At 53.9% G+C, this 20,972-nt stretch carries 16 protein-coding genes and 1 pseudogene; 7 read left to right on the top strand and 10 right to left on the bottom strand.

Translation table 11 applies throughout. The annotated features are described in order from the left end of the window. From AC07Y9_RS18985 to AC07Y9_RS18975, 3 genes are all read right to left on the bottom strand, one after another. Positions 1–1,515 (bottom strand): Ig-like domain-containing protein (locus tag AC07Y9_RS18985; protein WP_494990495.1); only part of this gene is annotated, 1,515 nt, incomplete at its 3' end. Between the two features lie 4 nt (positions 1,516–1,519). After that, the gene (locus tag AC07Y9_RS18980; RefSeq protein WP_102678912.1) at positions 1,520–2,668 is read right to left on the bottom strand and encodes a cytochrome-c peroxidase; all 1,149 of its coding nucleotides are present in this window, start codon (positions 2,666–2,668) and stop codon (positions 1,520–1,522) included. 717 nt (positions 2,669–3,385) lie between these two features. Next, positions 3,386–3,796 (bottom strand): hypothetical protein, encoded by a 411-nt coding sequence (locus AC07Y9_RS18975; RefSeq protein ID WP_102678913.1) that lies wholly within the window; start codon positions 3,794–3,796, stop codon positions 3,386–3,388. Between the two features lie 281 nt (positions 3,797–4,077). On the opposite strand from AC07Y9_RS18975, the gene AC07Y9_RS18970 reads away from it, so the two are divergent. Next, positions 4,078–4,479: a hypothetical protein gene (locus AC07Y9_RS18970; RefSeq protein ID WP_102678914.1), complete on the top strand. Its 402-nt coding sequence runs from the start codon at positions 4,078–4,080 to the stop codon at positions 4,477–4,479. Positions 4,480–4,640: 161 nt separating this feature from the next. Here AC07Y9_RS18970 and AC07Y9_RS18965 read toward each other — a convergent pair whose 3' ends face one another. The 3 genes from AC07Y9_RS18965 to AC07Y9_RS18955 form a co-directional block, all read right to left on the bottom strand. Next, positions 4,641–6,002, bottom strand: coding sequence for a phosphoribosyltransferase-like protein (locus tag AC07Y9_RS18965; protein ID WP_102678915.1), 1,362 nt, complete (start codon positions 6,000–6,002; stop codon positions 4,641–4,643). A gap of 6 nt (positions 6,003–6,008) precedes the next feature. Further along, positions 6,009–6,914: a hypothetical protein gene (locus AC07Y9_RS18960; protein ID WP_102678916.1), complete on the bottom strand. Its 906-nt coding sequence runs from the start codon at positions 6,912–6,914 to the stop codon at positions 6,009–6,011. Between the two features lie 951 nt (positions 6,915–7,865). Next, positions 7,866–8,339 (bottom strand): antitoxin Xre/MbcA/ParS toxin-binding domain-containing protein, encoded by a 474-nt coding sequence (locus AC07Y9_RS18955; protein ID WP_102678917.1) that lies wholly within the window; start codon positions 8,337–8,339, stop codon positions 7,866–7,868. A gap of 881 nt (positions 8,340–9,220) precedes the next feature. Between AC07Y9_RS18955 and AC07Y9_RS18950 the strand changes: the two genes are divergently transcribed. Then, positions 9,221–9,958, top strand: a complete 738-nt coding sequence (locus tag AC07Y9_RS18950) for a DUF5677 domain-containing protein (protein ID WP_102678918.1) — start codon at positions 9,221–9,223, stop codon at positions 9,956–9,958. 1,337 nt (positions 9,959–11,295) lie between these two features. Further along, a pseudogene (locus AC07Y9_RS18945) lies at positions 11,296–11,709 on the top strand (transposase); the annotation flags it as partial. Positions 11,710–11,870: 161 nt separating this feature from the next. Here the strand turns inward: AC07Y9_RS18945 and tnpA are convergent. The 4 genes from tnpA to AC07Y9_RS18925 all read right to left on the bottom strand — a co-directional run bounded on the left by tnpA (position 11,871) and on the right by AC07Y9_RS18925 (position 16,752). Further along, the gene (gene tnpA, locus AC07Y9_RS18940; protein WP_102678921.1) at positions 11,871–12,188 is read right to left on the bottom strand and encodes an IS66-like element accessory protein TnpA; all 318 of its coding nucleotides are present in this window, start codon (positions 12,186–12,188) and stop codon (positions 11,871–11,873) included. 690 nt (positions 12,189–12,878) lie between these two features. Continuing rightward, the gene (locus tag AC07Y9_RS18935) at positions 12,879–14,084 is read right to left on the bottom strand and encodes a hypothetical protein (protein ID WP_146021751.1); all 1,206 of its coding nucleotides are present in this window, start codon (positions 14,082–14,084) and stop codon (positions 12,879–12,881) included. Beyond that, positions 14,081–15,073, bottom strand: a complete 993-nt coding sequence (locus tag AC07Y9_RS18930; protein ID WP_102678923.1) for a S1 family serine peptidase — start codon at positions 15,071–15,073, stop codon at positions 14,081–14,083. Before AC07Y9_RS18930 ends, AC07Y9_RS18935 begins: the two co-directional genes overlap by 4 nt. After that, the gene (locus tag AC07Y9_RS18925) at positions 15,070–16,752 is read right to left on the bottom strand and encodes a caspase family protein (protein WP_102678924.1); all 1,683 of its coding nucleotides are present in this window, start codon (positions 16,750–16,752) and stop codon (positions 15,070–15,072) included. The genes AC07Y9_RS18930 and AC07Y9_RS18925 overlap by 4 nt, the downstream gene beginning before the upstream one ends. A 759-nt stretch (positions 16,753–17,511) precedes the next feature. On the opposite strand from AC07Y9_RS18925, the gene AC07Y9_RS18920 reads away from it, so the two are divergent. From AC07Y9_RS18920 to AC07Y9_RS18905, 4 genes are all read left to right on the top strand, one after another. After that, positions 17,512–18,582: an ATPase gene (locus tag AC07Y9_RS18920; RefSeq protein WP_256581618.1), complete on the top strand. Its 1,071-nt coding sequence runs from the start codon at positions 17,512–17,514 to the stop codon at positions 18,580–18,582. Positions 18,583–18,602: 20 nt separating this feature from the next. Then, on the top strand, positions 18,603–19,166 hold the full coding sequence (locus AC07Y9_RS18915) for a MarR family transcriptional regulator (RefSeq protein WP_102678926.1): 564 nt from the start codon (positions 18,603–18,605) through the stop codon (positions 19,164–19,166). A 110-nt stretch (positions 19,167–19,276) separates the two neighbouring features. Next, on the top strand, positions 19,277–19,657 hold the full coding sequence (locus AC07Y9_RS18910) for a DUF1508 domain-containing protein (RefSeq protein WP_102678927.1): 381 nt from the start codon (positions 19,277–19,279) through the stop codon (positions 19,655–19,657). A 190-nt stretch (positions 19,658–19,847) separates the two neighbouring features. Beyond that, complete coding sequence (locus tag AC07Y9_RS18905) at positions 19,848–20,939, top strand: multiubiquitin domain-containing protein (protein WP_102678928.1); 1,092 nt, start codon at positions 19,848–19,850, stop codon at positions 20,937–20,939. Positions 20,940–20,972 lie beyond the last annotated feature (33 nt).

The raw sequence follows: 20,972 nt of genomic DNA, 5'->3' as shown, positions 1-20,972 counted from the left end.
ACTGGCATCCGGTTTGTAGAGGATGACCGACTCGCTGCGGCTATACGTAGAGTTAGGTGTACTGAGATAGATGCGCTGGCCGGCGGTGCCGCTGAACGTGAGGCTACCGTTCTGGCCAATGGAAGGCGTTGCCACCCTGGCATCCGGCCCGTCAATACTGATGATGCCAACTGGGTCTGGCGGCACGTCGTACAGGGTGAAGGTAACATTACCTGTGGCATTGCTGAGGGGGTTGATCAGGATTGTATAGGTCCCAGTCGTGGGCAATGTGATGGAATCGACATAGCCGGAAGAGCACTCGGTAGAATTGGCCAGGACGCTACCGTTGGGTTTGTAGATGACCAGGATATAGCAAGCTGGAAAAGTCCCTCCCGCCAGATTCAGATAGACGCGCTGGTTCTGTGTACCATCGAACAGAAGCAGCGCCTTTTTACCCCCGGTTGTAATGCTGACCGTCTTGCTTGCAGCGAAGGCAAGGCGATCCATGTACTGGATGTCGGTGGTTAACAAGGGAGAAGGTGGAACAAACAAGTCTTGCGTGCTGATTGCAATGCCATAGGGTGTTGTGACGCTGACTTTACCGCCCAGGGTGTCGGCGGGAACACTGGTGGCGATGCTGCTCGTGCTCGTGGAAGTGATGATGGATGAGCGGATGCTCAAAACTACTTTTTCTTTAGTTTTATCCGTTTGGAAATTGCTTCCTGAAATTGTCAGCGCGGTGCCGGCCGTTCCGATAGTTGGTGCCAAGTTAGTAATGGTGGGGGCCTGACTCGCTGCGATCGTAAAGTTAGTCGTTGAGGTGGCACTGCCCCCTGGCGTGGTCACACTGATCGGTCCGGTAGTAGCGGCACTCGGAACCAACGCTGTGAGGCGATTGGGATAAATGGGGTCGAGGGTCACCGAACTGGCCGTTACGCCATTGAACTGCACAGTATTTTGACTCGCCGTGCTGCTGAAATTATTACCGTCAATGGTGACCGTTGTGCCGACCGGACCTTGCGCTGGTGAAAAGGCCAGAATGCTGGGAGTGCCCGCGGCATAGCCCTTGATGGCGGTGATATTATCTACCACATCGTAATTGTATTCAGCCGATGCCGTGCTGCTGGTGACGCCAGCGAGATGACCGACCTGGTCGTAGCTGTAGCCAATGGAGCCAGTGCCTACGGTAATGCTGACGGCAGACGAGGTCGTGACGACGTTTTGGGAGTCGGTGGCTTTGGCTGTGAGGCTATAAGTGCCAGGTGGAACGTTGCCCCACTTGAAAGTAAATGGCGGTGCGGTGACCGTGCTCAGCAGTGTGCTGCCCTGATAGAAGTCCACCTTGACAATGTTTCCAACGCTCGTCGCTGCGTTTGCAGTCAAGCCGACTATCGCAGGGACAATAAATGAAGCACCACTTGCCGGTACCGTTAAGGTCACCGTTGGTGCGGCAGAGACTTGGGCGGCAAACGCCATGCTCAGCATCCACCATGTCATCACAACGAGCCGATACCAACCTGACGCTTGCTGCGACATATCCCTATCCTCGGTTCTGTTGTGTGTGGGCAGATTCGCATGCAGCCTTTTGCTGGAAATGAGGGCTCGTCAACGTTTTCAGAAACGCCACCAAATCGGTTTTTTCTAGAGGGGTCAGAATCAAGGGGCGCCCGGTTTCAACGCTGCGGTAATACACTTCTAGGTCCACGGCTTCTTCAAGGGTCGCTATGCTACCGTCGTGCATATAGGGCGCCGTCTCGGCCACATTGCGCAGGCTGGGGGTGCGAAAACGACCGAGATCAGTCGGTTTGAGGGTGACGCTGAAACGCCCCAACTCGGCCAGGGCAGGATCCGACAGCACGAGTTGTTGGCGCTCCGCTGCACTCAGCTTTGCAAATCGAACCGCCTCAGGGGCCAGACGACCTTCCAGGCGCTTGAACCCGATACCCAAGGTGTGAAACTGCTGATCGGTGAACAACGCACTGTTTTCTCCGATGACATGGCATTGCCCGCACTGGGCACGCCCACGAAATAACTCCAGCCCACGTAAAGCGTCTGTCGCCAAGACCGCTTTGTCGTATCCATAGAGGTAGCGATCAAACGCAGAGTTACCAGCCACCAGCGTGCGCTCGTAAGCGGCGATGGCCTGCCCGACCTGCGCGACCGATAGCGTCTCAGGGGTGGTCGCAAATACCCTCTCGAAGGCCGCAACATAATGGCTATCCTGCCGAATGACATGGAGTAACTGGGCCTCATCATTCAGGGCGTGTTCGATCGGGTTGAAGAGCGGATCCGTAGCCTGCGCCTCGAGGCTGTCGCGGCGCCCGTCCCAGAACTGAGTTTCGGCAAAAACCGCATTGACGAGAGTCGGCGTGTTGCGTGTTCCCAACTGCCGATGGATCCCCTGGGCGCGCGGCAAGCCATCAATGAAGCCACGTTCGGGATTATGGCAAGAGGCACAGCTGATCGAGCCGTCAGCACTCAAACGCTTGTCAAAGAAAAGCGTTTTGCCAAGCTGGATTTTTTCCACCAGATGCTCAGGTGCCGAGGCATTTGGTACGGGCGGAAGTCCCAACAGTTTATCTGCGGCTTGCTCCGTACAAGTCGCCGACAACCCGAGCAGAGGGTTAGCCATAACCATGCCGGCAGGCAACAGCACCAGGCACATGCTTAGGCAGTGCACGTTGCGCATGCTCAGTACTGGTTCTTAGTGGGCTGAGATTGGGAGCCGGGATGCCAGAGGAGGTATTGGTGAAAAACGGAGTGTTTCGTAGCAATCCATTGGACAGCGTCCAACATTTGCTGCTGAGACTGTAGACCTGAAGCCACCATAACCACCTCCCAGTGAACCAGAGCCAAATCCGGCTCCTCGTACACATCGTATGCACAGCGGTTGGAACAATTGCATGTTCACGATGGACTCTTCATTCCATGAACTTGGGTGAAATCGAACGTTCACGATCCTAAGCATCCAGCACGAAATGACAGTAGTACAGTGTTAAAAAACTCGCCAATGGGACTATGAGAAACCGATCGACCAGGATGGTTTTTCTGCCATCAATTTCGACGGTGCGAGGTTTGTTCGAAAGGAACCCGATTTTTCGGAGAAATCAGTCTTAAGCCATGTGTTGGCGCTGATGCGCTTTCGACCCAGGCTGCTGATTTCAATTGACCTATATTCAGCCTCTGAAATCCCGCGCAAAGCCATCGATTGCTGAATTCGGATGGGGCAATGAATTCCGGTAGCCTGGGTCAAAATCGCGTTAGCGCCAACACCGAGTACACAACTCAAGAGTTTCTTGAAGAGCCGACCCCATCTTGCCGAGCACTGTAGAAGCCAAGGACTGGATGGCGATCATTGCCGGCGTGTCATAGCGCTGTTGAAGGGATTGGTACCAGCAGCCAGCTATCAGTCCTTCACGTAGCTTGGGCCAAGAATCCATTTCCACTGCGCGTTGCAGGATTTTCGCGAGCCGTCCTGATCACTCCTTTTTGGACGTGTTGTAGGGAAATCGGCCGCGATCAAAAGCCCACAGATGCAACGCCAACCCCAGGGTGTGGCGAGTTCAACATCGTCCTCTAGAACGGTGTGGAAATCCCTCTGGCCAGCGCAGTACAAGCAGTACGCGAGCTTCTCCCGCCGATTCACATTGTCGAGATCAAGTGTCCGGTAAGCCTCTGCCGCCTCACTGAACTGACTACTGATCAACAGTCGATCAGCGTCGGCCTCAACCCCTACACCCTGAACATCAGTGCCGGTGTTTCTCGCGGAGTTCAATTCAGGGAGAGATAGGTGTGAAGGCAAGGTGCGTAAAGGCATTCAGGTTGTCCTCGGCAGTTGGGGTCCTTGCCGCAGTCTAACGATTTCACGACAGCCCCGGTGCAGCAATAACTACGAGAAGAAATGGAATCTGGGCCACTTGCGGCACGGACGATGCAATATGCGCAGTTCCCAAACCTGCGGGGAGGGGCACACGATGGCGCACAGGATAAGAATCACATCGGGTAATTTCGTACATGAGTAACCCACTCCTAGACCAAGGGTGGATGATAAGAAGACGAGACGCCTGGCACAAACGCAGATCACCGGGGAGGATGCCCATGGAAGAAGCAGTTGAACCTACGACCGTAGATATGCGGCGAGCCTGGAGCTATAAGGGAGCAATTGACGCGGGTTTTGAGCCCCAATCCTATTCCTGGAAGGATGTACCAACCGGTACCTGGGTTGCGCGACTCGACTTCAAAGCCTGGTCAAATATGACGGCCGCCGGCTGTCTTGGGTGCTACTTTACGTCGCTTGCTGACGGACGTCGTTATCAGCTCTCTGCCTTTCGCCCAAAGCGGTCGACTTCGCGGCGCTATTCACCGACTGACGACGGTATTGATTTTTCACAACCTGGGCTCGACGGGCAGATCTTTCTGCTGGAAGTAGGGAGATCGGCCAATGGAAGGACCAAATGGCTCTCTGCTGAATTCGAGGCAACAGAGATTCAGGACGAGTGACCTTTGGGATCCATGGTGCTGTGACGCACATCGGGTGGTTGAGCGCTTAAGGCGGGCATTGCTGCCGCCCCCCTAGAAGCAAAGGCAGGCAAACACTGAAAGGGTAAATTAGTGCTCACCAACCTCAAACCGCCACTGAATAGGCGCAAGGCAAGCCATCGTCATGCGTTCTGAAAAAGCGGTGTCCAATCGACCGTTCGCCCACCCCAGGTAACGGTGCCGCTCCCCCACAGCAGCGGAAGCGTTGCTTTGGGTACCGAGTGCCCAAATGCATAAGTCAGCCCCAATCCATGCATGCCCAATGCACAGTTGTCCAACTTTTCATCGCTCCACATGTCCCAGTTTTTGCGCTCTTTCATCTCATTCAGATAGTTGCGCCAAAGCTGCCGTCCTATGTCACGCAAAAACCGGTCAGCCTCAGCGCATTGCTCAGGTGTCAAGCAGGCCTTCAAGCTTTCGAACAGATGAGGCTTGATTGCGTCCGCTACAGGCCCACTACTTCGTAACGCTTGAATATCAAATGCGGGGTCAGCAATGTTGGATAGCAGTCCCTTTGAAGCCAAAGCAATCGTGTCGCGACTTTGAACGGAAATGTTGGCCAGCCCTTCGTCCTGGAGGTAACGCTTGACCATCGCCATTCCATAGTCGGTGCTCACTCCGTACACGAGGTCCAGCGAGGCGCTTCTAAGAAGATCCGGGTTCGCGAGGGGCTTGGTCTTCTCGCGGCCCTTCCGCCTTCCTAAGAGGCTGTCGAAGACGCCAATTACTTCGGTTCCGCTCCACAGACCATCTTCTACTACGACGATGCGGCCCTTAGGCATCGTCTCAATCGCATCAGCCGGCGAGTCAAGAATCTTCAAGCCTTGCAGGCGCTTTCCGATCTGATTGGCAATGACATCTCCGCTTTTGCTTACTCCCCGACCATCTCGGTTGAACGCAGCAATATCAGCACTCTTGAGCGGCGAATCGACCAGGCAATCGGTGAGCTGAGGGGCCGTCATCAACGTCGTCCTCGCCAGGATCGCATCTGCAAGCCAGGCATATTTCCCGAGCCGTCCAAACTGGCCTTTCCAGTTTCCTAGTGTATTGGCGTCAATGCTAGCGTGCGTCCAAGGGCGAAGGATGCTCGAAGCCGCAGTGAGGACTGACAATCCGCAAGTTCCAAGCAGCTTTGCCAGCTGAATTTTTTCTTGTCCTTCCGTGGAAAGCGATTTGCACAGTTCGTGCGCGCTGTAAAAAGCGAATTCGACTCTCTGAGTTTTCAGAAAGGATCGCAGCATGAGGTAGCGCTCAGCGTCGTGAGTAGCGCAGATCAGGTAGCCGTTTGTAGCTCCGTCCGGCTTCTTTTCGCGCAACACCTTCATGATTTCGAACTGGAAATCGTGGATGTCGCTCTCTGTCTGAAGATCGATTTCAAGCCGCCGCACAAAGCGGTCTACAGCAGCAGGATGGCCATATTTCTGAAGGACTTCTGAAATCTTACCCACATGCCTGGTTTCAGACACGATCAGCAATGGCCGCATGAAATTTCAATCCGCAGGTTTTTGGTAGATTTCGAGCAGCAAACCTGCCGGTATGCGAATTTCGTTCAGATCGGCTAACTGCATGCGATCAATCGCTCGATGCACCAGCTCGCGAAGCTCCTGCAATTCTGTCGTTTCGCCAGCAGCAGTTGCGATGGCTGGAACGTGCGGGTGGGCCTGATCGGAGACGAGCTTTTTTGGCGCTTTAGAGGGTTTTGGACGCACCTCACTAGCCATTTTTGCAGCACGATAGGAGTCAATTCCCACGCGCTCTAGCTCTTCCGTCAAGCGGCCGATGACCAAGCGGGTCCGGGCGATTTCCCAGCTTCTCAGGTGGTTTTCTGTAGAACTACGCCGAGAGCGCAGCACGGAAATCCAGCCGTGGTAGAAAACAGGCTTTTCGAGCGTAGCGAGCAGTTCACTGCTCAACTCGGCGTCTTCTTGGCTCTCTGCGTATACCTTGGCTTCCGCACGAAACTCATCAGACGTCATTTTGCGCAAAAGCACGACGTCAGATGGAAGGGAGTCATCAGGGAGGCTGACGTGGAATGAGGCGGTCGCAGGAATGATCCCTACAACGCATTCAATGTTTGGATTGGAAAATGCGTCCCAAAACTGAGGAGTAGTCACTTCCACCCGCTCAGCCGTGGCGGGTAGAACGCCCGCGCCTGAAGTTTTGACGCGGTACAAGCTATCGGACGGAAGCGCTTGCATAAACTCCACGTTCTGCGAAAGCTCTAGCGTGACAAGGCTTTGTAGCCCGCCGACGGATTTGATCGTTTTGGGGGCGATGGCACGCCTGACGAATTGGCCAAGCTGTGCACCAAGGATGTCGTGGCCATTTTTTTTGAGATGATTTTGAAGCGACTGCTCAATTTGAGCGATTTCTGCGTGGGTCAAACGATCTTGCATGAGCTAAATATTTCCTGACGATGGTTCAACTCAAGCGAATACTTTCGCTTGAGTTGAACAGTAATTAGTCGTCGGAGAATGCAAAAATCGACATGGCGAAGTCCGAGGCTTCGGCAAGGAAGGTCGAGAATCCTTCACGTGCTCTACTGATAAAATGTATCAGTCTGGTTCTCACAGCTTTCAGAGCTTGCCCCTTTCGGTCGCTCTTGGGCGAGGCGGTAGCACCAAGAGAAGGAACCGTCGCAGCAGACGGTAGCCAAGTCCAAATGAGGGTTCTATACCTCTCACGCATACTGCGCCGAATGCTGAACGCCTAGCTAGTAACGTGCATTCGTTGGATTCGTTCATTGTGTACAGCCGCCCTCAGGTTTGTCAAATCTGGCCGCCTGCTGTACCGCGCCCGCAAGGACCAGGGTTGCCGAAATGACCAGTCCCCAACCTTGCTATCACGATCTCACGAGCCCTGTATGTGGCCGCTTGATCGGCTGTATGATTCTCGTCTGATCCGGAAACCTTGCCAGTCATTCCGACGAATGGTGTGTCAATCAGAACGCCCATCGCGCGACTCACTGCGCCAAAGCGACTGATTTTATGCGAAACCCATTTCGGCGAACACGCCCTGCAGGTTTAGATTTAACCCTTCGTCTTAAATCAACAGGGAATATCCCGGTAGGTTGAGTTCGCACCGGCGCTCTGCGTCCCTCGACTCGGCCCACAGAACGCTTGACCAAAATCAGATTGCTCGCGGGACGTGATGCAACGTCTCGCGAGCTGGTTTTTTCAGAGCTTACGAGCCACGGACCAAAAATTTCAGTACCTCACGCCTTCTGTAGGCTGCTGAATGTACCTGCATCGCACGAGACCCGCTCAGGTCGTAACTCTTCAACTTCAGCGATCTTGCCGCTTCGACGCATCCTCGAAGAGAGAGATGGGAAGTTTTCGCAGCGCCGGTTAGTGATAAATGCCGAGCTCGATCTTTTGAAGATAGTCCTCAACGCTCTGAAATCCCCACCAATTTTCGATGATGTCCAAAGGAACGTCACCGGCTAAGAATTTACAAGGTCGTCCGAGCCAGTGCTCAGCCAACCGCTGATTACCAAAAACCACTGTTGCGCGCTCTAACGCCTGGGCATACTGAAAAGCGGTTGCACTCTGTCGAGCATTGAGCAGAACGCGATGTCCTTGCTTTTCTTGACGTTGGCCGCGCCGGCCCGAGTATCCGAGAATTCGGTCCAGCACCGACGTAGCACTATACAGCGGCGAAGATGCGACCATAGCCCTCACTTTGGCCAGAGCAAAGCCGTCACGCACGAGACGATACAGAGCCAACGAACTGAGTGGCATCGCTTGGGGTTCAATCAGATAAGCTGTCGGCTTAAAATCAGACTCGATCGAACTGGATCTACGCGCTTCAGAAACCATCATGTCTTTCTCACGTGCAGCGTTCGTTAGCGCAATGCCTTTCGACGCCTTCCTCTCCTAACTCCCCCCAGCGTCGCAATGCAGGCCACCCAGTATCTTCTCACGTTAGGGCTGAGCGAAAGAAGTGGAGCACCGGCGCCGAGCTCTCTCCCAGTGTTAGCACGATCTGTACTGCTTCTGGTCAGTGTAGTCTTGAACGACGCAGGCTGTGCCAGAGGACCGGCAGCAGCATCCGATACCACTCGGCCGATAGCCCATTGAAGAGAAAGTCCGCGCCTGGACTTACAGATGTTCGCAAACGGTCCTGTGAGCAATAATCTCGAATCCACACCGAGCAGGATAGGGTGTATCCTGTACTCGCTAGCTCCGAGATTTGTTGGCAGTTCGCCTCCCCTTGGAGACATTCGATAGCCCGCCCTCCAAGGCGGGCTTTGTCTTTCTATCGCTATTCATAGCCAGAGCCTGGCTGGAAGTACCTGTGGCCTGCAACAATTCAATGGGCCCTGAACGCAGCAGTAACCCTATGGTGGTTTAGCTTCAACCCAGCTCAGCTAACGACCCTATTTTCAGCTCCTTCCTCTTCCCTAGCGACAAAGCTTTGATAATTTATTTTCGGCAGTTTTCGACCGACGGCCCACTGAAGCAGTTGCTGACTCCTACGCTAATAGAACGTCGCGCACGAGGCAGGACTATGAAAATCCTGGGACGAGTGGAAAGCGAAGCGGTGACTGATATCCGCTGCGACGTATGCGATGAGTCAGCCAGGGTAGCGAGCGGCAATTTGCAATACGGAACGCTTGAAGCGTACTGGGGCTGATATCAATCCGCACCACTGAGCTGCTACCAGCCGCCTATTGATCCGTATCGAGTCATGAGGACTGCACGTGCAAGATAACTTCTCAGCCAGAGGTTTTTTATCACCGGAGATAGACTCTTTCAGGGACTCAGTTCGCCGAGACTACGCTTCAGCGTTCGAGGAAACGGCTGCGCTTTCAGATCAGGCGCAGAGAATGGTGATGGCTTTGCCGGTGAGCCAGGAAATGGTTGCCTCGCTCGCCGCCGCCGTATTCTTCGAACGCTCCATCCGATCCTGTCAGGCAGCCTTCCTCCTGACAGAAAGAGGTCTCAATCAGGAAGCTCAAGTACTAGTCCGCACCGCGACCGAAAACTTGTTCGCCGGCGCTGCCCTATTGGCGGATTCGAATGTGTTCCACCAGTTATCGCTCAGCTCTGATCATGAAGAATCGGTGCAGGCGCGTGGACTACTCAACACTCTTGCTGGTTCACTGACAGCAGAGCAATCTGCTGTCCTGCAATCGGTCATTGATCGTGCACATCCAAACGCCACTAAATATCCGATCTACAATGCCGCCAGAACGGCTGGGCTTTCACAGTTATATGAAACGTTCTATCGGGGTCTGTCGGCTAAGGCGAGTCATGCCACTTTTAGGTCACTCGATAGTTCATTTGTTCAACAAGGGGAGCAGTTGATGCTCATCTCGGGGCCAACTGATAACGAATTGACCTTCACCTTGGGTGTTATCCGAACTTGCCTTCAACAAACAATTTCCCAGATGCATATTTTAAGGGATGGAGCCAGCAGTGCCCCTCCCAGCCCTTAACCGCCATCACGTCGCCCCATTCATTTTGAAAAACTATAAGTCATTCAAAAATGGCTGTTTTTGGCCGATTCTGTTGAAAAAGTCGGTTTTCCCAAAACGATCGAACATTGATGGGTGGAAACACCTCTTTTGCACGCTGCTACGTGAAATCCGAGTACTGAACTTTCTGCCAAAAACACAGATTTCAATCTCAGGCGCGTACTTTTCTGCCGTGAAAACCGAAGCCGACTTTTTCAACAGAATCGCCCCATAGCAGACGTCAGTTTACGGGCCACTGATGTAGATGAGCCAGATTATGAACGCTGCTAATGGAGAAAGCAAAATCAGTCCACCGACGGCGACTGCCCAGCCCCAGGCGAAACCACTCTCTCCCCTGAAACGACCGTTACTCAGCAAGCCCAGCACATAAACACCAATGCGATGAGCTACCAATCTAAAATGAAGTCCATTTGATCCTCGTCTCCTTATTGGTTTTCCTAGGCACGTCTGAACTACCGTTTCTGGCCGAATGCTGGCTTTGGCGAAAGACCGCAATCCACAACCCTTTGCGGTCGTTCTCTGCTGGCAGCTGCCTGCCATCGTCCATGAACGACGGGGCCCCGTTGCGCGAACTACAGAGTGGTCAGGGCGACCACGCCCAACACCGGCCAGGTATACGAATGCAATTGCACTGACGACAGCATTGGAAATGCATCTCATCACTTGTGGGGAGAATCCATATTCGAGTTGTTAGCCGCTTTAGAGACTCCAACCACCGATAAACCAGGGACGCGTAGTTCTGCTGCTATGCCCTTCATACTCCGTTTTCCTTCTAAGCTGCTCTCGACAATAAAGTAAACTGATCATTGCTGGAATAAATAAAAAGTTGAACAGCCATTGACGTACATCGGTTGATTCCGATGTGATCGTTGCAAGGAAATTAATTAGAACCACGCCAATGATTAAAAGATTATACCCAATATGTCGACGCTTCATTAAAGCAAAGCTTTCCCAATCATAACTCAGCCACTCATGAGAAAATTTGTCACATGTAGGACACCTATGGGTTGGCGGAAGACAGTCTGCGATATAACCACAGCTAGGGCATCGAAGTTTCATGGCGCTATCCTAATACTCTCTCATTAGGTGACATGCTATATCGCGTTTCTTGTCGCGGTAGCGCGAGGTCTATCGAGGGGGAACGCGACAGGAGTGACGGCAAGCCCGACTATGGTAAAGAGGGTAGCAGGACACCATCTATGTCCACCGACCGCTTCTGGCCGATTCTGTTGAAAAAGTAGCTGCCCACCCACATCGCCGGCAGAATTGCTCTGTCAGCGAGCGCGGGGGCGAACAGCATGATGGGACAGCTACCGAGTGGACAGCAGCGCCTGTTCTACTCGTTCAATCTGGAAGACCACGTTCCGCCCCAACACCTTTTGCGCGGCATCGACCAGTGCCTGGATCTCAGCGATCTGCGTGCACACCTGGCCGACTTCTACAGCCCCATCGGACGTCCCTCGATTGATCCGGAGTTGATGGTGCGCATGCTGGTCGTCGGCTACTGCTACGGCATCCGTTCCGAGCGACAGCTGTGCGAAGAGGTGCATTTAAACCTGGCCTATCGCTGGTTCTGCCGGCTGGGTCTGGAAGACGAAGTACCCAATCACTCGACCTTCTCGAAGAATCGCCACGGCCGCTTCCGTGACAGCGGCCTGTTCCGCTGGTTGTTCAATGAGGTGCTGCGGCGCTGCATGGCGGCTGGCTTGGTCATGCACCAGTACCTTCATGCGGTTGGCCCGGCGGTTGGCAAAAAGGTAGGCACAGTGCGGCTTCGCCGCACCGAACACGGCAACCACCCGGGCCAATGCAGTGTCAGTGCCTGCCCGCATGTCCATGGGCTGGGTGGCGAGCCAGATGGAGTCGATGCGAATCATTGGGCCAGGCCACGGATAAAACACGCGCAGCCGTCCGGATCTGAGGCTGGCCATTTTACGGTGACGGACTTATCGCCCAGAGGCAGTGAGATGATGACCGTCTCTTCCGTTGCGCGCTTGGGTGCAACTTGTACGGGGACGAAGGCCGGCAGAGCTGCGGGTGTTTGATCCCGGAACATCGGTAGCCACTTGCGGATCACGTTGGCGTTGATGCCGTGATGGATGGCTACGCTGGAAATCGTCGCACCAGGTTGCAGGCATTCCTGAACGACCTGGGCTTTGAACGGTTTGGGGTAAGAGCTTCGTTGACGCATGGATATCCTGGCGATAAGGGTGATCGCGTCCGCTTAAAATACGCGGACACCATCGCCCTTAATGCTGGAGTTCGGTAGGTGTGTTCGCCATCCGCTTACTAAAAGAACGCGAAAACTAAAGATACGCGATATGGATGAGGTCGATACATGCTTACAAGGCATGCGTGTCAAATCCGGTGCAGTCTGTAAGCGTGAGACGAATGCTGGGCTTGCTTTGCAATTCCTATGGCACCAATCATGGCCTACCCTAAAGCAAGGCAGGCCATGCCGGAGCACCCAACGCCTAACGACTTACCTTTTTCTGAAGGTCCGCGGCAGCGGACTCAATCTTAGCCAGCATCTGAGCCCTTGGCTTGCACTCCTCATAACCTCGAGGGCCTTGAGAGTGTCTTGCGGAGTGGTATGCCCATCAACTGCTGGTCCGTAGTAGAGCTTAGCGCCGATCTCTGCCGTAATGCCGCCGGGATGTTCCATGAAAGCCCAGTCCTCAAGGCGTGATCGCACGTGGTTCAATCTCTCATAAACCCTTCAGACAGGACGGAGAGTGATCATCGGCGCCGTAGTGTTCGATATACCATGAAGCGAGAGAGGGCCCACCATGGTGGCGGGCCGCTGAGTTGGTGCGCTTGGCGAATCGTAGCCGCCGCTTGCTCGGCGCCGAATTTCATTTGTGACACGCCAGCATCAGATTTACTTGCTGAGGCCATTCGCCAGTGACTTGCATTTGCTTTGCAAAGCACTCGAGTCCCCGTCGACGTGAATGCTATCGACCAACCCCGGGCTAATCTCCCCTTTAGCCGGTTTTGCTTCCTGATCGGCCTTTATGTAGCCCGCCATCGCCTCCTTCGCCTCTTTTGCGGCCTTACGCCGTGCATCAGCATCCTGCGCATTGGCACAGGCCGTAATTTTCTCGCGGTATTGCAGGTAGGCATCATCTCGCTTGTTAACCGCTGCAATGTAATTGTTTTGGTCCGTGTTCCTACTGGCCTCTCGTTCGGCAGGTATCAGTCGATTCGCAAGGTCCGCATTGGCTGCGGCCACCACCGTCGGTTCGGTTAACACCGATCCGATGAACTTCAGGAAAGCCTGTTCACCCTGCGTTTCGGTCATCAGAACCGACAGGGTTAGCGCGTTGGAGGCATCCTCGCGCGACAGAGTGAACCAAGGTGACTCGTATACACTGGGCGATGAACCGTCTACTGCATACTTGCGGGTGGTCCAGGACTGCATGGCTCCCACCAAGACGGTGGCGCTTGGATTGCTTTCCAGGGTCGGCTTGGTACCTGGGGGGGTGAAGGAGAAGAACAACGCGATGTTCCGGTCCTTACTTGGGCGCAGGAATCGAGTGTCTATCGGCGCGAAGTAAGTTGCGATGGCTGGTCGAATAGAAAACGCTTTCTTGTCCTCCGAGGGCATAATCTGCGCCTCAAAGAGAAAGCCTGGTTGGCCTGTAAGATACAAACCTCGCTCATCGAGCAGCGTCTTTGTGTTGGCTGGCCAACCTGAGTTGTCTGGCGGACTCCATTCTGTGCTTGCGGCGCCCTCAGTGAGGAATTGGCCACGCACTACCTGTATACATTGGGGAAATTTTGCGCTAGGTGCCTGGAAGTTTCTGGTCCCCTGCGCCGTCCATGTTTTGGCCTCCCCTGCCTTGTTTGCAGCCTGGCCCAGATAGTTAACACCTGAACTGATGAGAACTTTGGCCAATGCATCGACAATCGCTCTGGAGCCCTCAGGTGTTGCGGTACTTTTTGCTGGACTGACAGTCATGCACTGGCCGATAGCAATCTGAAGCTCTGAGACCGGGCTGGCTCGGCTCATTACCTGTGGGGTTTGGTGTGAACAGCCCACTAACAGCATTAGGCCTATCAATGTTGCAGCGCTTTTTGCCTTCATCGTCCTACCCCTTGTTGTGTTGAGAGCGACACTGTACGTACTGCCCCTGCGGGTTCTAGCACGCTGACGGTCGATGAGGTGCACAACTCCCTACCCTGCTGGCAGTCAGCAATCCACGAGCTGTAGCGTGCAACCTTCGTATAGACCCCCGGGCGCTCTTTAATCGCACAGCCATCACCCCAGGAAACGATCCCTGCTAGATAGCGCTTACCAGACAGACTTACGGTAAGCGGTCCACCGCTGTCACCCTGGCAGGAGTCTTTGGGGTCGGCACTATCCTTAAAGCCAGCACAGACCATGTAGTCGGTAATCTTCCCCTTGTAACCGGTGCGGTCGTTACAGGTCAGGTTGCTGAGTATCGTCAAATCAACGAAACGTAACTCACGCACCCCGATCTCATCGCCCTCGGCAATCACCCCCCAGCCCGTGACCCTAGCGGGCGCCTGGCGCGCCAAGGCTTTCGCCTCATCTTCCTCAGGTAGTAGGCCAATAGTTGACGCAAAATCCCCCGTTGCAGACAACGCGAGCTGTAGCAAGGCTAAGTCATGGAGCGGAGGTTTACCTGATAGGTAACGGGGGTGTTTTATTATCCGACTCACTTCGATGCGCCGGGCGCCCCCATCCGGCCCGACGTCAGTTGCGCCAACTAAAACACTGATCTGTGAAGGGGTAGATCTCTGGTCGACACAATGCGCGGCCGTCAACACCCAAGTGTCTGCAACCAGTACACCGCCGCAGAATGGACGGCGATCTAGACCGACGTTGTAGCCGTCGATTAACGCAACTTGCCACTGGTCTTCACCAAGACGAGCTTTTGCGCCACCGATAATTTTGGGTTCAAACAGCTGCACACCGTAGCGCTCTTGTAGGTAAAGGTTGCGCAACGGTTCGGAACCATTGATCTGCGGCGACCAAGTCCAGGGGTCGGCCCTTAGGGCTGTGCAAGGGGACATCAGCAAGAACGCCATAAGCACTAGTCTCGCGGTCATCGTACCCCCTCCTTCATCAAACTGATGCTCACGGTGTCTGCGGGCACCTCGGGACTACGCAGGCGAAGTGCAAGATGCGAACGGTCCACTCCCTGCGCCTTGAGCATTGCTCGGATTCGCAACGCTTGTCTTAATGCACGCCTCTTCGCCTGGGTCAGATTGTCACTACTGATTTCGCCCACGCTGATCTCAATGCTGGAACGACCCTTTTCAAGCTGCCCGCGCCAGGCGTCAACCGCTGCCAGCACTCGCGCATCCGGCAATTCACCGGCAGCTAGACTAATGGTCTGAACAGTCTTGTTCTGTGCCGAGACGCTTCCGACATATCCGACCTGACCATCGTCCAGCATGACCTGCGCCCACCCTCGAGGTGTCTTGCCACTCAACACCTCAATTTGCTGCCCTTGTCTCAGGCTCGCAAGAACCTTGGAATTCGCCGCGCTGGGTACATTTCTAACGTTGACGTCGTAACGGGCGAAGGCCGTAGTGTTCAACTTGCTCACCACCACGGGCGTCCTCAGAGAACCACCCAACAGACCGACGTCGCGCTCGATACTTACTACAGAGGATGAATACACAACACGTGAAGACTCCAAAAGGGTCAGCTGTTTCCGCGCAGCCGCACTGAAGGGACCAGCTGGATAGCTGTCTAGGAATGCTGGAAGGGTGGAAATGAGTTCGTCGTCTGTAGCCTCGAAAACCGTATCGAACCAATCCGCCAACTCGTCCTTAGCAAGGTTCTGGTTATCTAGGAACATCACCTCACCGCCGGAGGAACTGGCAATGAATGGTATCTGACGGTCTTTGGTAACCCTCGCCACAGCTTTTTTGGTTAACCAAAAGACTTTATCCGCGGGCTTGTTCTGTGTGGTCAGCAATCCCAACAGGTTGCGGGTAAAGATGCTGAGGTCCTTCTCGCTGTCGCCGCGGAGGAAACTGAACGATGGTTTGCCGGCCTCAGCCGCGAAGAACACCAGAAAGTCTGTCGGCGGAACACCAGGCTCCGGCCTCTTCCGCGTTAAATACTGGTGGGGGATATCAGCAGCTGGGGGCAGTAAAGCTGGGGGATTCTGGAGATCGAGATGATCATCATCAGCTACCGGCGCGGAGAATGGATTACTTCGACAGGCGTCGAGGATAATCAACGTGATCGCTGCTCCCGTACCCTGAACGAGGTCGGTCAGGTAGGGCAAGCTGATATAAGTGGACGTTTCCTCCGTTGGTTCGCTGAGCTCTGCGTTTGCCGGCACCAGATAGTTGACACCATCGATCTCAATGCCATGACCACTGAAATACACCACAGCTATATCCCCAGGGCGCAGGCTGTCCCGGAATAACTCAAATTGATCAAGCAGCTCATCACGGCCCAGCGTGTTCCCTGGCCCTTGCGTGAGCAGGGTCAAATCAATCTTCGGATCCAGATTTCTAAGCGTGATGGACACCTCTTCGGCGTCGTGCTGTGGCGTCCGAAGATCTTTCGCGTACTGGTAGTCGTTGATGCCTACAACTAACGCCCGTTTGGTTGGAGCGACTCTCTCTTGGGCCCATGCAGGCAGACTTGCCAGATTCGGTTCAGGCAGGGTTTGAGGGGCGGAAACGGCAGCACTTCCGAATAGGGCCACGCCCGCAAGCCACACAAGATGCCCGGTACACTTCAATGAATAGACAAAGATTGCCATTTCAACCCCCAGGGCTGAGCCAAGCTCTGACTCCAATCAAGATTAGCCACTAAATGGCTATCAACCAGGATTGCGGAAGATTTTCAGGACTAGCGCTCCGAGTCTACAGAGACCAGGGGTACTAGCAATTCCGAAGGATGGCACCGGTTGCTCATCGGCCTGGAGCCGGAACACCCCCCACTCCAATAGTCATTGAGGACGCCCGAGGCGTTAACAGCCTCGCGCCATTGATCCTGGGTGAAAAGCGGATGGCAACCAAGGCGGACGCAGGCTTCGACAGGGATGCTACAGGTAGTCCGCCTCTCCTGAGGCTTACAGATTTGCTCAAGCCGACAGCGCCTCCCCTCAACGGCTGGCAAAGGGCTTGCGATCCTCAAGCAATCTCATATACTGTACATGCATACAGTATAAAAATTGAACTTGCTTCCCGCTTACACCGTCACTAGCTGTGCAAGCTCAGGCTTCGGCCTCAACGCTCTTTAAAAATTTGCCTCTTCGCAGAGTGTACGGTGCCGTGGACACCGAGTGCCGCCAGGTGCCCGAAGCCGCAAGCAGACACCATCCAAGGCCCGGCGGCGCGGGGTTGATGATCGCGAAAAACGACTGATGGCGTTTCGACTTCACCAGTCTGTCTGTATAATTTTCGCCCCACCTGACCACGTGCCAGGTGCAGGAAGGCCCAAATGGCATTGGATCCTTCGAAAAATCGATCATCACTGAGCTAAGCGAACACCCATGCGGAAAAGGATTGTCCAGTTGTTGAGTGATAACCCAGCGCTTAAGGCTAGGGAAATCGCAAAGCTTTTAAATTTTGAGCGCAGGGACGTCACAAGATTTCTTTACGATAATCTTGAGGTGTTCGTGCAGAACGAAAATTCTGCGTGGTTGTTGAAGAAAGACGCATGCCTTCAAATTGAGTTCACCGCAAGTAGTACCTGGATCACCCAAGAGCACTTTGAGCGTTCTCTCGCCAAACACGGCTCGCCGCTGGACTGTGGTCACGGTCATATTATTTTGAAAATCCCGAAGGAGCGTAAGGTACTTTTTTGCGCTGCGGCTAGAATCCTTGCGTTAGCCAACCAGCTCGCCAAAGTAAAAGCGATAGTCGAGCTCGATTTTAGCGAGAACCCTGAAGCACTCTCCTATTTGAAACGAGCCTACTTTTTCGAGCGACTCGATAAAAATATCAAGGTGCTTCCGCGTCGTCCCGCCAGCTTCAAAACCGATGCACTGAAAGCAAATAACAAGAAGCTCGTTGAACTTCTCCCCATCATTGCAGGAGGCGAAGAAAATGTGCCTGAACGGTTCAAATTTAGTTTTGCCGAGGCTTTTGGCGATCTTCACGCCAATAAGTTGCATACAGTACTTGGTGAACTGATTGGCAATGTGGAGGAGCACTCTGAGACCATTATCCCCGGATTTGCAGGGCTTCAGAGCTACAACCGGAAAGGCTCAACTTCTATTGTCGCCGTGGTTTCTGATTCTGGAAGAGGCATCTGCTCGACACTTAGACCCGCACTAACCGAGCACTATCCAGAGGTCGCAGCACAATTTCCAGAAACACTTGAGGCATCCAATGCAAAACTAATCATACATGCCATGCGTAAAGGTGGATTGAGCCAACGCGGAAAAGGTGCAGGTGGCGCCGGTTTAAATAGAAGTTCAGGGCAAGCTGAGAGCCTCAATGCTACAGTTAGCATTAGACAAGAAGACTTCTCAGTTACTCTGACTTATCAGAACCAAGACTTGTACAAACATAGCTGGAGCTTAGGCTTGCCTAAACTTTTTGGCACACACATCGTATTTGAATTCAACTTGACAGATAAATAGATTCTGGTTAAACTAAAGCCATGAACGAGAAAACTTACATAATCGCCCTTCGCGACTTCACGGACGGAAGCAGCAACCCTTATGGTACGATTAGGGGTAGAAAGGCTCATGCTCAATTGTTGGAACATATTGCCAAGTTAGCTGGCACTAAAACAATTGGCATATCCCTCAAGAATATTGATGGTGCCGATGTTTCTTTTCTCCGCGAGTCACTCATTTTCACTTTTAAACTCTACGCAAAGAAAATCTCTTTCTATATCCTTGACTTAATTGACGAAGATATTATCGCCAACCTAGAAGGTGCGGCAATCTCTGGAGATTTTCGAGTTACATGCTGGGTGAATGGCATATGCCGATTCGTGGGCCCCGAACCCTCACCTTCGAGCCTTCCACTCCTTAACGTAGTCTTATCTAATCACTCCGTAACCACCACACAGGTTGCTCAAGCGCTTGAAATGAGCGTTCAGAACGCTAGTACGCGCCTCAAACGACTATCCGAAGAAGGCTTCATCACTCGCGTGGAGATGTCTGCCGACAGCGGCGGCAAGGAGTTCGTTTACAAGGTGATCGGCGAATCTGCTTAAAGGGCTTGCTTTATCGAGAAATGGGGGTATGCTTTGTGCATGCCTCCATTTTTTTTGGCTCGTGGTAAACAGAATCATTGAACGAGATAGGGGAAGCGAGGAGTTCAGGGATGAAAGCGAGGTTCGAGGTTTACAGACCACAGGGAGAAGACTGGTTCTACCAGTTCGTGACGGCACAGAATCAGGTGATATTGCGAAGCGAAGCCCATAAGACCTTTGCTAGCTGCATCAAAGGAGTCGAGTCATGCCGGGAGCACTCGCCTTACGACAGGTTCTACAGCCGATCGGACGACGCCACAGGCTTCACGTTTCACCTGAGGGCTTCGAACAATAAAGCCATCAGTCAGGGGCTGGGATGCGCTTCTGCTGAGGAAAGGGAAAAAATCATAAGCACAGTGAAGCGGTACGCTTCATCGGCTCAAATCACAGACAGCAACAAGGAGATAGTGAAGAAACAGAGAGTGCCCTTAGAGAAGGACCATACAACGTAGGTGAGAAACCTCGCGCAACGCCAATTGCGCGAAGTCTGAGTCGAGATGCCTCTAAACGAAGCAAGAGTATCTCCGCGTGTTCCGCACCAGTCAAGAACTGATTGGGACTCTCCTCCTCTACGGCTAAATCTGGCTTCCATCCAGGAAGCTAATAGCCGCCTGTGTGCGGAAAATACTTGGAGATTTACCAATGCAAACTGAACAATTGTGTCAGCCACTCAACTTCACCGTAGAAGTGGCAGGAGATGATCTGGAATTCCGCCAGATCCGCCTTGATGACCGCACCCCAACTGGCGCCCAGATTGCGGCGGCAGCTAACTTCAAACCCGACCAACTGCCGATCGTACTGCAGCTTCTGGACTCTGGTGCTCAAGAAGATATCCGGCCAGAGGAATCGGTTACGCTGCATGATGGAGTAAACCGCTTCATCGTGATCGAGTCTGATCGCAAGTACATCCTGACCGTTGACGGCCTTCGCCTGGAGTGGCCTTGTAAGCAGATCTCTGGTCATACCGTCCGCAAACTCGCCGAAGTTGGCCCAGGCAAGCGCCTGCTGCTGGAGAGGGAGGACGAGGCTGATCTGGAAGTCGAGGACAGCCAGTTCATCAATCTGGATGTCGACGGCATCGAGCGCTTCATCACTCGCAAGGCCGTCTGGAAACTCAATATCCAAGGCGAAGTGTACGAGTTCCCGAAGCCGGTCGTTACGGTACGTGAGGCAATCTCGGCCGCTGGCCTGGACCCCAACCAAAGCTGGCAGATTTTCCTGATCGTTCGTGAGCGGCCCAAGCAAGCCCTGACCATCAACGACGAAATCGATCTGCGCCCAGAGGGCATCGAAAAGCTGCGCCTGACGCAGACGGACGTGAGCAACGGCGAGGCGGCCCTGCCACTTCGTCGCGAGTTCAAACTGCTCGATCGCGACGAACAACATCTGGACGCCGCAGGCCATCGCTGGGAAACCCGGCTGACTAGCGGGGGCGGCCGCTGGCTGCTGATCCACAACTACCAACTGCCGCCCGGCTATTCCGAGCAGGTCGTGCAACTGGCATTGAACATCCCCTCAACCTACCCCAGCACAGCCATGGACATGTTCTACCTGTACCCCGCTGTCCGTCTGGCCAACGGTGCCGTGATTCCACAGACGGAGGCTACGGTAGAAGTCGATGGGGTCCCATTCCAACGCTGGTCTCGCCACCGCGCCTGGAACCCAACGACCGACAATGTAATGACCCAGCTGACGATGGCTGACGGTTGCCTTCACAAGGAGGTCGGCCTGTGAAAAACGGATCTCGCCTCGTACTGACGGCCGAGA

This window comes from Pseudomonas sp. GW456-L12 (assembly GCF_059424045.1).
The sequence above is the reverse complement of the archived record's forward strand: the minus strand, read 5'-3'. Positions and strand labels throughout refer to the sequence as shown.

Coding starts and splice junctions, on each gene's coding strand:
- AC07Y9_RS18910 (WP_102678927.1), top strand. CDS start 19,277: ATGAAAGCGAGGTTCGAGGTTTACAGACCACAGGGAGAAGACTGGTTC.
- AC07Y9_RS18975 (WP_102678913.1), bottom strand. CDS start 3,796: ATGCCTTTACGCACCTTGCCTTCACACCTATCTCTCCCTGAATTGAAC.
- AC07Y9_RS18905 (WP_102678928.1), top strand. CDS start 19,848: ATGCAAACTGAACAATTGTGTCAGCCACTCAACTTCACCGTAGAAGTG.
- AC07Y9_RS18965 (WP_102678915.1), bottom strand. CDS start 6,002: ATGCGGCCATTGCTGATCGTGTCTGAAACCAGGCATGTGGGTAAGATT.
- AC07Y9_RS18930 (WP_102678923.1), bottom strand. CDS start 15,073: ATGACCGCGAGACTAGTGCTTATGGCGTTCTTGCTGATGTCCCCTTGC.
- AC07Y9_RS18915 (WP_102678926.1), top strand. CDS start 18,603: ATGAACGAGAAAACTTACATAATCGCCCTTCGCGACTTCACGGACGGA.
- AC07Y9_RS18955 (WP_102678917.1), bottom strand. CDS start 8,339: ATGATGGTTTCTGAAGCGCGTAGATCCAGTTCGATCGAGTCTGATTTT.
- AC07Y9_RS18960 (WP_102678916.1), bottom strand. CDS start 6,914: ATGCAAGATCGTTTGACCCACGCAGAAATCGCTCAAATTGAGCAGTCG.
- AC07Y9_RS18925 (WP_102678924.1), bottom strand. CDS start 16,752: ATGGCAATCTTTGTCTATTCATTGAAGTGTACCGGGCATCTTGTGTGG.
- AC07Y9_RS18980 (WP_102678912.1), bottom strand. CDS start 2,668: ATGCGCAACGTGCACTGCCTAAGCATGTGCCTGGTGCTGTTGCCTGCC.
- tnpA (WP_102678921.1), bottom strand. CDS start 12,188: ATGCGTCAACGAAGCTCTTACCCCAAACCGTTCAAAGCCCAGGTCGTT.
- AC07Y9_RS18970 (WP_102678914.1), top strand. CDS start 4,078: ATGGAAGAAGCAGTTGAACCTACGACCGTAGATATGCGGCGAGCCTGG.
- AC07Y9_RS18935 (WP_146021751.1), bottom strand. CDS start 14,084: ATGAAGGCAAAAAGCGCTGCAACATTGATAGGCCTAATGCTGTTAGTG.